The organism is Pseudomonas sp. dw_358, assembly GCF_018449655.1.
Classification (GTDB): domain Bacteria; phylum Pseudomonadota; class Gammaproteobacteria; order Pseudomonadales; family Pseudomonadaceae; genus Aquipseudomonas.
In genome coordinates this window covers 113259-126969 of record NZ_JAAVUX010000003.1, presented here as the reverse complement: position 1 = coordinate 126969, position 13711 = coordinate 113259, and the positions used below count along the sequence as shown (strand labels likewise).

General features: G+C 61.1%; 18 protein-coding genes. 7 read left to right on the top strand and 11 right to left on the bottom strand.

Annotated elements, in window-relative coordinates:
* The gene (gene recX / locus HB675_RS06480; RefSeq protein ID WP_213876836.1) at nt 1–468 is read left to right on the top strand and encodes a recombination regulator RecX; all 468 of its coding nucleotides are present in this window, start codon (nt 1–3) and stop codon (nt 466–468) included.
* A gap of 48 nt (nt 469–516) precedes the next feature.
* Here recX and HB675_RS06475 read toward each other — a convergent pair whose 3' ends face one another.
* Nucleotides 517–1602, bottom strand: coding sequence for an LOG family protein (locus tag HB675_RS06475; protein ID WP_213876834.1), 1086 nt, complete (start codon nt 1600–1602; stop codon nt 517–519).
* A gap of 193 nt (nt 1603–1795) precedes the next feature.
* Between HB675_RS06475 and HB675_RS06470 the strand changes: the two genes are divergently transcribed.
* Nucleotides 1796–1996 (top strand): hypothetical protein, encoded by a 201-nt coding sequence (locus tag HB675_RS06470; protein ID WP_213876832.1) that lies wholly within the window; start codon nt 1796–1798, stop codon nt 1994–1996.
* Here HB675_RS06470 and HB675_RS06465 read toward each other — a convergent pair whose 3' ends face one another.
* Nucleotides 1997–2425 (bottom strand): quorum-sensing-regulated virulence factor family protein, encoded by a 429-nt coding sequence (locus tag HB675_RS06465; RefSeq protein ID WP_213876830.1) that lies wholly within the window; start codon nt 2423–2425, stop codon nt 1997–1999.
* Nucleotides 2426–2598: 173 nt separating this feature from the next.
* Here HB675_RS06465 and HB675_RS06460 point away from each other — a divergent pair, with 173 nt between their 5' ends.
* The 3 genes from HB675_RS06460 (at nt 2599) to HB675_RS06450 (ending at nt 4471) form a co-directional block, all read left to right on the top strand.
* Nucleotides 2599–3315, top strand: coding sequence for a tRNA-uridine aminocarboxypropyltransferase (locus HB675_RS06460; protein WP_213876828.1), 717 nt, complete (start codon nt 2599–2601; stop codon nt 3313–3315).
* Between the two features lie 74 nt (nt 3316–3389).
* A complete protein-coding gene (gene erdR / locus HB675_RS06455) occupies nt 3390–4040 on the top strand; it encodes a response regulator transcription factor ErdR (protein WP_213876826.1) in 651 nt (216 codons plus the stop codon).
* Between the two features lie 68 nt (nt 4041–4108).
* A complete protein-coding gene (locus HB675_RS06450; RefSeq protein ID WP_213876824.1) occupies nt 4109–4471 on the top strand; it encodes a diacylglycerol kinase in 363 nt (120 codons plus the stop codon).
* A 6-nt stretch (nt 4472–4477) separates the two neighbouring features.
* Here the strand turns inward: HB675_RS06450 and HB675_RS06445 are convergent, their stop codons facing one another.
* A complete protein-coding gene (locus tag HB675_RS06445; protein ID WP_213876822.1) occupies nt 4478–5404 on the bottom strand; it encodes a LysR family transcriptional regulator in 927 nt (308 codons plus the stop codon).
* 121 nt (nt 5405–5525) lie between these two features.
* Here HB675_RS06445 and fpr point away from each other — a divergent pair, with 121 nt between their 5' ends.
* Nucleotides 5526–6305 carry a ferredoxin--NADP reductase gene (fpr, locus tag HB675_RS06440; RefSeq protein WP_213876820.1) on the top strand — a complete coding sequence of 260 codons (780 nt, stop codon included), beginning with the start codon at nt 5526–5528 and terminating at the stop codon, nt 6303–6305.
* A gap of 39 nt (nt 6306–6344) precedes the next feature.
* On the opposite strand, the gene tsaA is transcribed toward fpr, so the two are convergent.
* From tsaA to rimO, 5 genes are all read right to left on the bottom strand, one after another.
* Nucleotides 6345–7034 (bottom strand): tRNA (N6-threonylcarbamoyladenosine(37)-N6)-methyltransferase TrmO, encoded by a 690-nt coding sequence (gene tsaA, locus HB675_RS06435; RefSeq protein WP_213876819.1) that lies wholly within the window; start codon nt 7032–7034, stop codon nt 6345–6347.
* An 8-nt stretch (nt 7035–7042) separates the two neighbouring features.
* Complete coding sequence (locus HB675_RS06430) at nt 7043–7504, bottom strand: DUF1456 family protein (protein WP_213876817.1); 462 nt, start codon at nt 7502–7504, stop codon at nt 7043–7045.
* A 50-nt stretch (nt 7505–7554) separates the two neighbouring features.
* A complete protein-coding gene (locus tag HB675_RS06425) occupies nt 7555–8265 on the bottom strand; it encodes an rRNA pseudouridine synthase (RefSeq protein ID WP_213876815.1) in 711 nt (236 codons plus the stop codon).
* A 50-nt stretch (nt 8266–8315) separates the two neighbouring features.
* Nucleotides 8316–8783 (bottom strand): GNAT family N-acetyltransferase, encoded by a 468-nt coding sequence (locus HB675_RS06420; RefSeq protein WP_213876813.1) that lies wholly within the window; start codon nt 8781–8783, stop codon nt 8316–8318.
* A gap of 129 nt (nt 8784–8912) precedes the next feature.
* Entirely contained in the window at nt 8913–10250 is a 1338-nt protein-coding gene (gene rimO / locus HB675_RS06415; RefSeq protein WP_213876811.1) for a 30S ribosomal protein S12 methylthiotransferase RimO, read from the bottom strand.
* 204 nt (nt 10251–10454) lie between these two features.
* On the opposite strand from rimO, the gene HB675_RS06410 reads away from it, so the two are divergent.
* Nucleotides 10455–12353, top strand: coding sequence for a potassium transporter Kup (locus tag HB675_RS06410; protein WP_213876809.1), 1899 nt, complete (start codon nt 10455–10457; stop codon nt 12351–12353).
* 65 nt (nt 12354–12418) lie between these two features.
* Here HB675_RS06410 and HB675_RS06405 read toward each other — a convergent pair whose 3' ends face one another.
* From HB675_RS06405 to HB675_RS06395, 3 genes are all read right to left on the bottom strand, one after another.
* Entirely contained in the window at nt 12419–12787 is a 369-nt protein-coding gene (locus HB675_RS06405; RefSeq protein WP_213876807.1) for a DUF2892 domain-containing protein, read from the bottom strand.
* Between the two features lie 64 nt (nt 12788–12851).
* Nucleotides 12852–13322, bottom strand: coding sequence for an RNA methyltransferase (locus HB675_RS06400; RefSeq protein ID WP_213876804.1), 471 nt, complete (start codon nt 13320–13322; stop codon nt 12852–12854).
* 2 nt (nt 13323–13324) lie between these two features.
* Nucleotides 13325–13690 carry a YajD family HNH nuclease gene (locus HB675_RS06395; protein WP_213876802.1) on the bottom strand — a complete coding sequence of 122 codons (366 nt, stop codon included), beginning with the start codon at nt 13688–13690 and terminating at the stop codon, nt 13325–13327.
* Nucleotides 13691–13711: the final 21 nt, after the last annotated feature.

Genomic DNA, 13711 nt, shown 5'->3' with positions numbered 1-13711 from the left:
ATGCCAGCGGTACTCGATACACCCGTCGCCGTACGACGGACTGCCATGGACCTGCTCGCTCGTCGCGAGCATGGTCGAGTCGAGCTGACGCGTAAACTGCGCCAGCGCGGCGCCAGCGATGAAATGATTGGTGTCGAACTCGATCGTCTAGCTGAAGAAGGGCTGCTGTCCGAAGCCCGCTACCTGGAAAGCTTTATCGGTTACCGGGCTCGCTCTGGCTATGGGCCGGCGCGTATCCGTGAAGAACTTAACAAGCGTGGTCTGGCCCGTCCGGACGTCGAACAGGCGTTACGGGAATGCGGTTTTGACTGGGCTGTGCAGTTAACCGATACCTGGCAGCGCAAGTTCGCCGGATGCCTGCCTGCCGACATGCGCGAGCGTGCTCGGCAAACGCGGTTTCTGGTGTATCGAGGCTACTCGATGGACATGGTTGGGCGCTTGCTGAGTGGGCGTGATATCGACGATTGAGTCAGTTGTAAGCCGGGCTCGTACGCGAGCCCGGGCAGCCCTGCAAGGTCACTTTCCTTCGGATTCAGTCCTCCAATTCCCCGCCTCATTGATACAGTCCACCAACTCCCGCAACCGCCCGTGATGCCTGCCGTTGAACACGAAGGTCAACTTGTCCAGGTGGACGAAGTGTGGGTCATCAAGGGCTTCACTGTTGCCGGCATGCTGCTGGAAGTCGCCGCTCAACTTGATATCGGCAAACTCGGTCTGCAGGCGGTCTAGCGTCGCGCTGCTCAGGGCATGATGCATTCGAATCACAAACAGGTTGTCCAGCCAACGGCTTGAATGGAAGTTGCTGTAGAAGCGGTTGATCTCCTCGACGGCCGCTTCGGCGCTATCCACCAAGCGCAATAGTTTCAAGTCACTGGGCAGGATGTAGCGATGGGCTTCCAGCTGATTGCGAATGAACGTCAATGCATCGTGCCAGAATCGCCCGTCCGGGGTATCGAGCAAGACCACCGGGACCAGAGGGCTTTTGCCGGTCTGGATCAGCGTCAGCACTTCCAGCGCCTCGTCCAGCGTTCCAAAGCCGCCGGGGCAGAGCACCAGCGCGTCGGCCTCCTTGACGAAGAACAGCTTGCGAATGAAGAAAAAGTGGAACGGCAGCAGGTTGTGGCTGCCTTCCATGGTTGCATTGGCATGCTGTTCGAAGGGCAGAGTGATGTTGAACCCGAGGCTGTGCTCAAGCCCTGCTCCTTCATGGGCTGCCGCCATGATGCCGCCGCCCGCGCCGGTGATGACCATGAGGCCTGTTGCCGCGAGTGCCGCACCCAGCTCCCGGGCTTGCGCATACAAAGGGTGTTCGGCAGGTGTGCGGGCCGAGCCGAACACGGTGACCTTGCGCCGGGTCTTGAACCGGTCCAGCAGGCGAAAGGCATGTTCCAGTTCACGCAGGGTTTGCAGGGTGATCTTGGCGTTCCAGCGGTTGCGGTCGTCTTCGGCCATGCGCAGTACCGTGAGCAGCATGTCGCGATAGAGCGGCAGGTTGGCGCTGCCGGGCGCCACCTGAGCCAGCTGCCGTTCAATGCTGGTGGTAAGGTCCAGGCCCTTGCTGTTGAAATGGTGGGCTAGCGCATCATCGGATTTATAGGGCATTCAACTCTCCTTGGGCGCCGTTCGCACGGCGGCAGGGCATTGATCATGGCCCTGGGAAAAATGACTGGCAACCTTTTCTCTGACCCATCGCGCAGAGGGAACGGCCGCTGGTCAGGTCGGAGACAGCCGGTGACGGGTTCTGATTTACTTGAAGAAGCAGGACGCCGATCAACGGACTATCAAGGAGATACGAATGGCCAGGCTCATGCTTGAGGTCGACGAGCGTGTCTACGCCATGCTCAAAGAGGCCGCCCAGGTCAATCAGTTGACCCTGGAGCAGGAATGCCTGCGGCGATTGGGGGGAGGGGAGCGCCACTCGCGCTATGTGCAGGCGCTGGTGGCTGAGATGCGCGCCGAAGATGAGCAACGGCGCGTCGACGGGAGCCACGGCTGACTACTGTTTTTTCTTGGCCGGCGCCTTGGCCTCGCAATCGCTGGCCTTGAAACGCTGGGTCATGATTTCACGGTTGGTCTGGTACTCGGTGAAGTCATAGCGCATGATCGCGCCCTTGGCCATCAGTTGACGATAGCCGTCGTTGCGGCAGACGCTGGCGCCCAGTTGGAAGTAGACAGTCTTGGGGTCGGCACGCATCTGTGCGGCCTGGCCTTCACGTACGCTCAGGTGGTCGATCAGCTCCTTGCCTTGAACGGTATAGCCCTGATCGATGATGTCTTCGCTGATATCTCGCGGAGTGCCGACGCTGCTTTGCTGGGCCACTTCCTGGAGCATCTTGTTCAGTTCGTAATCCTGTTTGGACGCAGCCTGAACAGCCACAGGCAAAGCCAGCAACAGGGCAACGGACGGGACGATAAAGCGCAGCATGCATCTCTCCTGGTTCGGTGACAGTGGGTTTGGACCTGTCATCCGGGTATGCGTTCACAATTGGCGGTGGATTATAGGACGTCGCGCGTGCAGGGACTACCTCGGGCAGGTGAAGCCTCGCTCAGCGACTGCTAGAATGCGCGCCCTCTCCTCGATACCTGCCAGTGACTTCCATGACCCACGCCGTCTTCCATCTGCGCGCCCGGCGCCTTGTCCAGGGCGATCCAGCGGAAGCCATGCGTGGCTGGCGAGCACCGCGCTGTCCGCGCTGCCGGGTCCTGGCCGATTATTGCCTGTGCGCCTGGAAACCGGGTGTTGAAGCCCGTTCGGCCATGTGCCTGATCATGTCCAAGGGCGAACCCCTGAAACCCAGCAACACCGGCTGGTTGATCGCCGATGTGATCGAGCAGACCACCGCCTTCGAATGGGAGCGCACTGACGTCGACCCAGGCTTGCTGGCGCTGCTGAATGACCCGCAGTGGCAGCCTTATCTGGTGTTTCCGGGCGAGTTTGTCGAGCCGCAACGGGTGGTCAGTGAAGTCACCTGCAGTGAAGGCAGGCGGCCATTGTTCATTCTTCTGGACGCTACCTGGACCCAGGCGCGCAAAATGTTTCGCAAGAGCCCCTACCTGGATCGTCTGCCGGTGTTGAGCCTGGCCCCTGAACAAATATCGCGCTACAAATTGCGCCGCTCCAAGCGTGACGAGCATTTTTGCACCGCTGAAGTCGCGGCGCTCTGTCTGGAGCTGGCAGGCGATCAAGTCGCGGCGCAGGTACTGGATGCCTATCTTGACGTGTTCAGTGCCCACTACCTGTGTGGCAAAGCACGGTTGCCGGTGGATCATGAGGATGCGAGCCACCAGTTTCTGCGTCCGTTCCTGCAGGCTTGACCGCCCCGGTCGCGCTCGTCATTCTTGGGCCGCCTGCCCCACTGACCTGCATTGCACAGGATGAACCACGATAGATGGCCACGTACGAAATCCTGATCGCCGACGACCACCCGCTGTTTCGCAGCGCTTTGCATCAAGCGCTGACCCTTGGGCTTGCCAGCGGCGTGCGCCTGGTGGAAGTGGCGAGCATCGCCGAGCTGGAGACGCGCCTGGACGAGAAGTCGGACTGGGACTTGGTTCTGCTGGACCTCAACATGCCGGGTGCCTACGGGTTTTCCGGGCTGGTACTACTGCGTGGTCAATACCCACAGATTCCGGTGGTAATGGTCTCGGCGCAGGAAGAGGCATCGGTGATGGTCAAGTCGCGGGAGTTCGGTGCCAGTGGCTTCATTCCCAAATCCAGTTCGCTGGAAGTGATTCAGCAGGCCGTGCGGGCGATCCTCGACGGTGATGCCTGGTGGCCGCCGCAGGCCTTCGAGGTCATCAGCGTTTCGGCGCAAGCCAAGGCCGCCAGCGAAGGCCTGGCCAGTCTGACCCCTCAGCAGTTCCGGGTGCTGACGATGGTCTGTGAAGGCTTGCTGAACAAGCAGATCGCCTTTGAGCTCAGCGTCTCCGAGGCCACGATCAAGGCTCATGTGACGGCTATTTTCCGCAAGCTCAACGTGCGCACCCGGACCCAGGCGGCCTTGCTGTTGCAACAGTTGGAATCAATTTCGTCAAGCTGATGGGTTCACGTTTTTTTGACCTGAGCCCGCGTACATTCCCCCCCTTTTATAAGTAGCAGACCCTTTATATGTCGCCATTCAAGGGCCAGACCGGCCTTAAACGTATCGTCAATGCCGCCGGCTACTCATTCGACGGTCTGCGGGCCGCCTTTACCGGCGAAGCCGCGTTTCGCCAACTGGTGTTGCTCAACGTGATACTGGTGCCGTGCAGCTTTCTGCTGAATGTCAGCCGTGCCGAGCGGGCCATCATGATTGCCGTGTGCCTGTTGGCGTTGATGGTCGAATTGCTCAATTCGGCAATCGAGGCGGCCATCGACCGCATTTCACTGGACCTCCACCCCTTGTCGAAGAACGCCAAGGACATGGGCAGCGCCGCTCAGTTCGTCGCGCTGACCGCCATTGCGCTAGTCTGGGCGGTCATCCTGCTGTAACGCGGCTCAAACAATGCTTTGCAGGACGATCTCGTCGCTGCGCCGCACCCCCGCGGTGAAGACGCGGCACAGGTCGAGAAACTCGCGCATCGCCGAGGTCTGGTACTTCTGCTTGTGCCAGATGAAATAGAACTGTCGCAGCAGGTCCAGATCGGGTGTCTCCAGGGCGACCAGGCTGCCGCGACGAAACGCGTCGCGCAGCGCGAGGCGCGAGATGCAGCCAATCCCCAGTCCTGACTCCACCGCCCGCTTGATGGCCTCGGTGTGCTCCAGTTCCAGGCGGATGTTCAGCGCCGAACGGTGGTGGCGCATGGCCTGATCAAAGGTCAGGCGCGTACCTGAACCCTGTTCGCGCAAGATCCACGCTTCATGGGTCAGCTCCTCCATGCTTGCCCGCGCCTGGCGCGCCAAAGGGTGGTCAGGCGCGCAGAACACCACCAGTTCGTCCTCGACCCAAGGTTTTACTTCGATGTCCGGGTGGCTGCAATCGCCTTCGATCAAGCCCAGGTCAATCTCGTAGTGAGCGACCTGCTGCACCACGTGCTGAGTATTGTGCACCTGGAGCTTTACCTGGCTTTCCGGGTGTAGCTGCATGAAGCGGCCGATGAGCAGGGTCGCCAGGTAATTGCCGATGGTCAGCGTGGCGCCGACAGCCAGAGAGCCGAATCCGGATTTGCCATTGAGCAGGTCTTCGATTTCCTTGGCCTGGTCGAGCAGGGCGACGGCCTGGGGCAGCAGCTGTTGGCCGAGCGCATTGAGGCTCAGGCGCTTGCCGGCGCGGTCGAACAGTTGGCAGCTGGACTGGCGTTCGAGCTCGGTGATGGATGTGCTGGCGGCCGATTGCGACAGGGACAACAGCACGGCAGCGCGGGACACGCTTTCCTGCTGAGCGACGGTGACGAAGACCTGGAGTTGCCGGAGCGTGAATCGCATATCTATATAACCGATAACCCATATCTTGATAATTCAGTTAACAGATATTGTGGCTGCCTTTAGAATAGTGCGCAATCGCGCTTTTGTCGGCGCACGCGTATTTTCGAGGAGCCCAAGTCCCATGAGCAACATGAACCACGAACGAGTTCTCAGTGTTCATCACTGGAACGACACCCTGTTCAGCTTCAAGTGCACCCGTGATCCGGGCCTGCGCTTCGAGAACGGGCAGTTCGTGATGATCGGCTTGCAGCAGGAAAGCGGCCGGCCTCTGATGCGTGCCTATTCGATTGCCAGCCCGAACTGGGAAGAACATCTGGAGTTTTTCAGCATCAAGGTTCCAGACGGTCCGCTGACCTCGCAGCTGCAGCACCTCAAGGAAGGCGACGAGATCATCATCAGCAAGAAGCCCACCGGCACTCTGGTCCTTGATGACCTCAAGCCGGGCAAGCATCTCTACCTGCTGAGCACCGGCACTGGTCTGGCGCCATTCATGAGCGTCATTCAGGACCCTGAAACCTACGAGCGTTTCGAAAAGGTCATTCTGTGCCACGGCGTGCGCTACGTGAACGAAGTCGCCTACCGCGAATTCATCACCGAGCACCTGCCGCAAAACGAGTTTTTCGGTGAAGCCCTGCGGGACAAGTTGATCTATTACCCCACCGTGACCCGCGAGCCGTTCGAAAACGAAGGCCGCCTGACTGACCTGATGCGCAGCGGCAAGCTGTTCAGCGACATCGGTCTGCCACCGATCAACCCGCAGGACGATCGCGCAATGCTGTGCGGCAGCCCGAGCATGCTCGACGAGACCAGTGAAGTGCTGAACAGCTTCGGTCTGACCGTTTCGCCACGTATGCGCGAGCCGGGTGACTACCTGATCGAGCGCGCATTCGTCGAGAAGTGATCTCCCCTTGCCACAGGAGCGCGCCGGTCCGGCGCGGTCCTACGGGGTGACTGTCAGTACGCAGATTACCCCCGCCTGCGGATAGTGCCAGCGCACATCGACATCCCAGAGCTTCGCGCCATACACTCGCTCCGGCGCTGGTACCTGATAGGCCGGCCGCGGATCCTGAGCCAGACACTGTTCGATCAGCTCGACCAACGGCTCAGCCAAGCGCTGCCCATGTTCGCGTGCCTGCAACAACGCCCCGTCACCCCACTGCACCTCGATAAGCTGCGGCGCCGCGCTGGCGATAGCGTTCACGGCATCGTCCACCTGATCGGCGTAGGGCACATAGGGCTTGATGTCCAGCACCGGGGTTCCGTCCAGCAGATCGATGCCGGACACATACAGGCGCGAGGCTTCGACGCGGTCCAGCTTGACCACCGATTGGCCGATGCCGTTGGGACGGTGCGTAGCCCGTGTGGCGAACACGCCCATGGTCTTGTTGCCGCCAAGGCGCGGTGGTCGTACTTTCAGGCGAGGTGTGGTTTCCAGGGCCTGGTGGAACAGGAAGATCAACCACACATGGCTGACGTGCTCCAGCCCTTGCACCGCATCGCCGTTGTCAAACGGCGCCACCAGCTCCAGCACGCCGCGGGCGGCCGGTGCCAGCTGGGGCTGACGGGGGATGGCGAACTTCTCCTTGAAACAGGAGCGCACGAAGCCCACGGGCGTCACGGCATAGGTCATCGGCTTGATCAGCCGCGTATGCGCAGGGTCAGGCCCTTGAGGAAGTTACGCAGCAACTGGTCGCCGCAGGGGCGGTAGTTGTTGTGGCCGAACTTGCGAAACAGTGCGCTGAGCTCCGGCTTGGACACCGGGAAGTCTGCCGCCTTGAGGATGGCGTGCAGGTCGTCTTCCTTGAGCTCGAAGGCCACTCGCAGCTTTTTCAGGATGACGTTGTTGGTGACCGGCAGCTCCACCGGCAACAGCGGCCGGGTTTCATCGCGACCGCGCTTGAGGACCACCAGACCATCGAGAAAATGCGCCATGGCTTCATCAGGCAAATGCACAAAACCTTCTTCCTCATCCTTCTTCAGCCAGCCGGCCACGTCTTCCTTGGTGGCGGCAAATCCCGAAAGCTGGATGAGGTCGAGGACCTTGGCATCGCTGATGTCCAGCATGTAGCGCACGCTGCGCAATACGTCGTTGTGAATCATTGGGCAGATCCTGAAAGAGTGGCACCGACAGTCCGGTGCGCCAAAAGGGGTTAGAACTTTTCGTTATTGGCCATGTAGCGCCACTGCCCTGCGGGCAGCTTGCCCATGGACACGCCACCGATGCGCAGGCGGCGCATGGAGACGATGGTCAGGCCGACGCTGGCGCACAGTTGGGCGAGCAGGCCGGGCTGCGGGTTTTTCATGGCAAAGCGCAGGCGAGTCTCGTTCTGCCAGCTGCATTTGACCGGTGGCAGCTCGCGGCCTTTGTAGGTCGCACCGTGGTGCAGGCGGTTGAGGCCGTGAGGGCTCATCTCGCCTTTGATCTCGACCAGGTATTCGTGTTCGATCTTGCCTTTGTCGTCGGCCAGTTTGCGCAGAATGCGAAAGTCCTGGGTGAACACCTGCAGGCCCCCGGCATGGGCTTGCAACTCGCCCGCGCAGGTCAGGCGCACGAAGTGGCCCTTGAGTGGGCGCTTGCCATAGCGGTGCTCATCACCGAGGTGATCGGGTATCAGCAGTGCCAAGGCCTGTTCCAGGCTCAGGTCGGCGGGTTGATGCAGCAACAGGGTCACCGGCTCCGGCGCCACGGCCTTGGCTTCGGGGTCCAGCACCACGGCCTGGGCCTCGACCTTGAACTGCGGCTCGTCGATGACTTGCCCGTCCACCGTTACCCAACCGCCCTCAATGAACAGTTCGGCCTCGCGGCGGGAGCAACCCACCAGTTCGATGAGGCGCTTGGAGAGACGAATGGGTTCAGACATGACGGGAGCCGCTGTAAAGAAAGGGCGTTAGTGTACTCGCCTGGGCGTCTTTAAGCCCGCGCAGATTGCGCTTGCACCCGGCGCATGCGCAGTAGCGGGTAGGGCTGGCCCATGCCGTCGACGGGCGAGCGGCTGATGACTTCGAAGCCTTGCTTTCGATAAAACCCCAAAGCCTTGGGGTTTTGTTCATTGACTTCCAGCTCGCTGGCATTGAGGTGTAGCACGGCATATTGCAACAAGCGGGTGCCGATGCCGTGGCCACGGTGGCGGGGGTGGATGAACAGCATTTCCACCTTGCCCATGGCAATGCCGGCAAAGCCCGTCATGTAACCGCGCCGGTCGCGGCAGCAGATCAGCATCACGGCGTTCAGGTAATGGTTTTCCACCAGAGGGCGCAACAGCCTGATGTAGCTGTCGGGTAAAAAGTGATGGGTGGCACGGACGGACTTTTCCCAGAGCTGGGCCAGTTCCGGGTATTCGCTGGGGTGGGGAGTGAAGACTTCCAGTTCGTCACGCATCGCAGCCCTTGGGGTGAGGGGGGTGCATGAAAATTAGCACAGGAATGGCATGAGACCGTGCGGTCTTGTTTCTGCCGGACCGATCGGACTCGTGCACGAGCCCGATCGGTCCGGCAGAATTGGTTGCTGTCAGATCAATTCGGCCCACAAATCATATTCATCGGCATCCACCACCCGGCACATCACCTTGTCCCCAGGCTTGATGTCGGCGGTGGTTTCGATGAACACGCTGCCGTCGATCTCCGGGGCGTCGAAGAAGCAGCGGCCCACGGCGCCTTGCTCGTCGACTTCGTCGATCAGCACTTCGATGTCGCGGCCGATCTTCAATTGCAGGCGTGCGGCGCTGATGGCTTGCTGGTGCTCCATGAAGCGGTCCCAACGCTCCTGCTTGATCTCGTCCGGCACCACCGGCAGGTCGAGCAGGTTGGCCGGTGCACCTTCCACCGGCGAGTACTGGAAGCAGCCCACGCGGTCGAGTTGCGCTTCGGTCAACCAGTCCAGCAGGTACTGGAAGTCTTCTTCGGTTTCGCCCGGGAAGCCGACGATGAAGGTCGAGCGAATGATCAGGTCCGGGCACTGTTCGCGCCAGTTCTTGATCCGCGCCAAGGTCTTGTCCTCGAACGCAGGACGCTTCATGGCCTTGAGCACCTTGGGGCTGGCGTGCTGGAACGGGATGTCCAGGTACGGCAGGATCTTGCCGGCGGCCATCAACGGAATCAGCTCGTCGACGTGGGGGTATGGGTACACGTAGTGCAGGCGCACCCACACGCCGAGGCTGCTCAGGGCTTCGCACAGTTCGGTCATGCGGGTCTTGACCGGCTGGCCGTTCCAGAAGCCGGTGCGGTATTTGACGTCGACGCCGTAGGCGCTGGTGTCCTGGGAGATCACCAGCAGCTCCTTGACGCCAGCCTTGACCAGGCGCTGGGCTTCGTCGAGCACGTCGCCCACCGGACGGCTGACCAGCTTGCCGCGCATGGAAGGGATGATGCAGAAGCTGCAGCTGTGGTTGCAGCCTTCGGAAATCTTCAGGTACGCATAATGACGAGGGGTCAGTTTCACCCCTTGCGGTGGCACCAGATCGATCAGCGGGTTATGGTCCAGTTTGGGCGGCACGGCGTCGTGGACAGCATTGACCACCTGCTCGTACTGCTGCGGGCCGGTGACCGAGAGCACGCTGGGGTGCACGCTGCGGATCACGCTTTCGTCGACGCCCATGCAACCGGTGACGATGACCTTGCCGTTTTCGGCCAGGGCTTCACCGATGGCCTCGAGGGACTCGGCCTTGGCGGTGTCGATGAAGCCGCAGGTGTTGACCACGACCACGTCGGCATCCTGGTAGCTGGCCGACACCTGATAGCCTTCCATGCGCAACTGGGTCAGGATGCGTTCGGAATCGACCAGGGCCTTGGGGCAACCCAGGGAGACGAAGCCGACCTTGGGGGCGGCGGACGTGGGGACGGTGGACATGACTAACCTCGGTGTGATGACAGCGGCCCGGTGGGGACGGCCTGGCTGGGCGCTCAATGGGCGCCTCTGATCAAAAAGTGCGCAATTCTAGCGGTGACAAACGCACTTGACCAGCATTATGCAGGGAAATACGACGAGTGCTGCGCTATGCTTCGCCGCGTCAAGCTCAGTCAAGTTTTGAAAGCATCGTTTCAGGAGTGGTAGATGTCTCAGGCAAGCAGTGCGGCAGGTGCCGAACATTCAGCGGTCAAGCCGCTGGGCATGTTGGTGGCGGCCGTGGGGGTCGTGTATGGCGACATCGGAACCAGCCCGCTTTACACCCTTAAAGAGGTGTTCACCGGCGGGTACGGCATCAGTGTCGACCACGATGGCGTTCTGGGCATTTTGTCGCTGATTTTCTGGTCGCTGATCTGGGTCGTGTCGATCAAGTACATGCTGTTCGTGCTGCGCGCCGATAACCAGGGCGAGGGCGGCATCATGGCCCTGACGGCACTCGCTCGCCGAGCATCGGCGGGCTATCCGCGCCTCAGCGCGGCGCTGGTGGTGTGCGGGTTGATCGGTGCGGCGCTGTTCTACGGCGACAGCATGATCACCCCCGCAGTGTCGGTGCTCTCGGCTATCGAGGGCCTGGAACTGGCGTTCGACGGCATCGAGCACTGGGTGGTGCCGCTGTCGCTGATCGTCCTCGTCGGGCTGTTTCTGATCCAGCGCCACGGCACGGCGCGCATCGGCAAGCTCTTCGGGCCGGTCATGGTGCTGTGGTTTCTGGTGCTGGGTGCACTGGGCGTCTACGGCATCTGCCAGCACCCCGAGGTGTTGCAGGCGCTCAATCCGAAGTGGGGCGTGCGATTTTTCACCGCACATATCGGGATTGCGGTGGCCGTGCTCGGCGCGGTGGTGCTGGCCTTGACCGGTGCCGAAGCCCTCTACGCGGACATGGGCCACTTTGGCCGCAAGCCGATTGCCCGCGCCTGGTTCATCCTGGTGCTGCCGGCCCTGGTGCTCAACTACTTCGGTCAGGGCGCGCTGATGCTCGGTGACGCCGAGGCTGCGCGCAACCCGTTCTATCTGCTGGCGCCGAGCTGGGCCCTGCTGCCGCTGATCGGCCTGTCCACGGTGGCGACAGTGATTGCTTCGCAAGCGGTGATTTCCGGTGCGTTCTCGCTGACCCAGCAGGCTATCCAGTTGGGTTACATCCCGCGCATGCAGATCCAGCACACCTCCAGCAATGAACAGGGGCAGATTTACATCGGAGCGGTCAACTGGGCGCTGATGTGCGGCGTGATTCTGCTGGTATTGGGCTTCGAGTCTTCGGGGGCACTGGCCTCGGCGTACGGCGTGGCTGTGACCGGAACCATGCTGATGACCACCTTGCTGGTGTCGGCGGTGATGTTGCTGCTATGGAAATGGCCGCCGATCTTCGCTGTCCCGGTGTTGATCGTCTGCCTGCTGGTGGATGGTCTGTTTTTCGCCGCCAACGTGCCGAAGATCGTTCAGGGCGGGGCATTCCCGGTCCTGGCGGGCACGGTGCTGTTCATCCTGATGACCACCTGGAAGCGTGGCAAGCAGTTGCTGGCCGGCCATATCGACGAGGGCGGCTTGCCGCTGCCGATCTTCATCAGCAGCATTCATATCCAGCCACCCCACAGGGTACAGGGCACGGCGGTGTTCCTCACGGCCCGCTCCGACGCCGTCCCTCATGCGCTGTTGCACAACCTGCTGCACAACCAGGTCTTGCACGAGCAAGTGGTGTTGCTGACGGTGAGCAACGAAGACACACCACGCGTGCCACCGTCGCAACGGTTCGAGGTGGAAGCGTTCGATGAGGGGTTCTTCCGGGTGATCCTGCACTACGGCTTCATGGACGAGCCTGACGTGCCGGCGGCCTTGAAGTTGTGCCACCTGCCGGAGCTGGACTTCAGCCCGATGCGCACAACCTACTTCCTCAGTCGGGAAACGGTCATCCCTTCGAAGATCATGGGCATGGCGCGCTGGCGTGAAGGGTTGTTCGCGTTCATGTTGAAGAACGCCAACGGCAACTTGCGGTTCTTCCGTTTGCCGGTGAACCGGGTGATCGAGTTGGGGACGCAGGTAGAAATGTAGAAACTGGTCTGGCGAACCCTGCAGGACCGCGCAAGCACGGTCCTGCAGGCGTGTTTCGTCAGCCATCACACCTTGGGCGTATCCAGCGCATCATTTCCGGTCACGGTTGCCTCTTTGGTGGCCTGAACCGCCTTGTCCTTGAGCTGAACCAGCTCATCTCCCGCACGCTCGATCGAACCCCGCGCTTCATCCAGGCTTTCACGACCCCGCTGGAGCATGCTCTTGGCTTCGCTGTGGCCTGTAAAACCGCGTTTCAGGGCAACACCGCCCAAGGCGATCTGCACCAGCCCGAAAATCCCACCGCGGGCCACGCCCTTGCCTAGCAGGATCACCCCGGCGGCGAGGGAACCTGCGCGCTCCCAGCCGTGCACATTGTGCTCGGCGGGGGTGGTGAAAGGTGTGTTCAGCAGTTGCAAGGCTTTGTTGTCGCTCATGATCGCTTCCTGATGGGCATTGATAATAAGCTGACTGCCAAAGTGCCGGGCTGTTCCCTCGGGCTTACTTGAATTTGGGCCCGGAGCGGGTGTTGTTGCCCTTGGCCATGCGGTCGTAAAGCACAACGTTGACGGTGGCGGCGAGGTTCATGCAGCCACTGGTGGGGATGTAGATGGTGTCCTCGCACCAGTCGCGGATGCTGGCGTCGAGACTGCCGTCTTCCGGGCCGAAAATGTAGATGGCACGGTCTGGATGGGTGTACTCCGGCAGCGGGCGCGCGCCGTCCACCAGCTCCACCGCCACCGGCGTGCAGCCCAGCGGGATGATCTTCTGCAGGTCGTCGATGCCGATCAGCGGAATGTCATAGTGGATGCGCTTGGTATCGGTGATGAAGTCACGGGCTCGCTCATAACGCTTGCCGGTGTAAAACACTGAATTGACCCCATAGCAGCCGGCGGCTCGCATTACGGAGCCGACGTTCTCAGGTGATTTGGGGTTGAACAGGCCGATACAACTGTAACGTTTGTTGGCCACGCTCAATCCTTCTTCATCAGGCCGGCGAGGGCCGCGAAGGGGTTATGGGTCGCCTTGGCTATGGTCGGGCTGCTGGTGGAGCCTTCGCCGTAATACTGCTGGTCGGTGTACCGCGAATGCTCGTTGTCGTGGCAGTACAGGCACAGCAACTCCCAGTTGGAGCCGTCCTGGGGGTTGTTGTCATGGTTATGGTCGCGGTGGTGCACGGTCAGTTCGCTCAGCCGCTTGCCGGCGAATTCACGTGCACAGCGGCCGCAGACGTGGGGGTACATCTTCAGTGCCTTGTCGCGGTAGCCGCTTTCGCGTTCGCGCTGGGCTTCGGCCAGGATCTTGTCGAGTTTGGCGGTGTGGGGCGTGGACGAACTCATGGGTTCACCTCGGGCTGATAA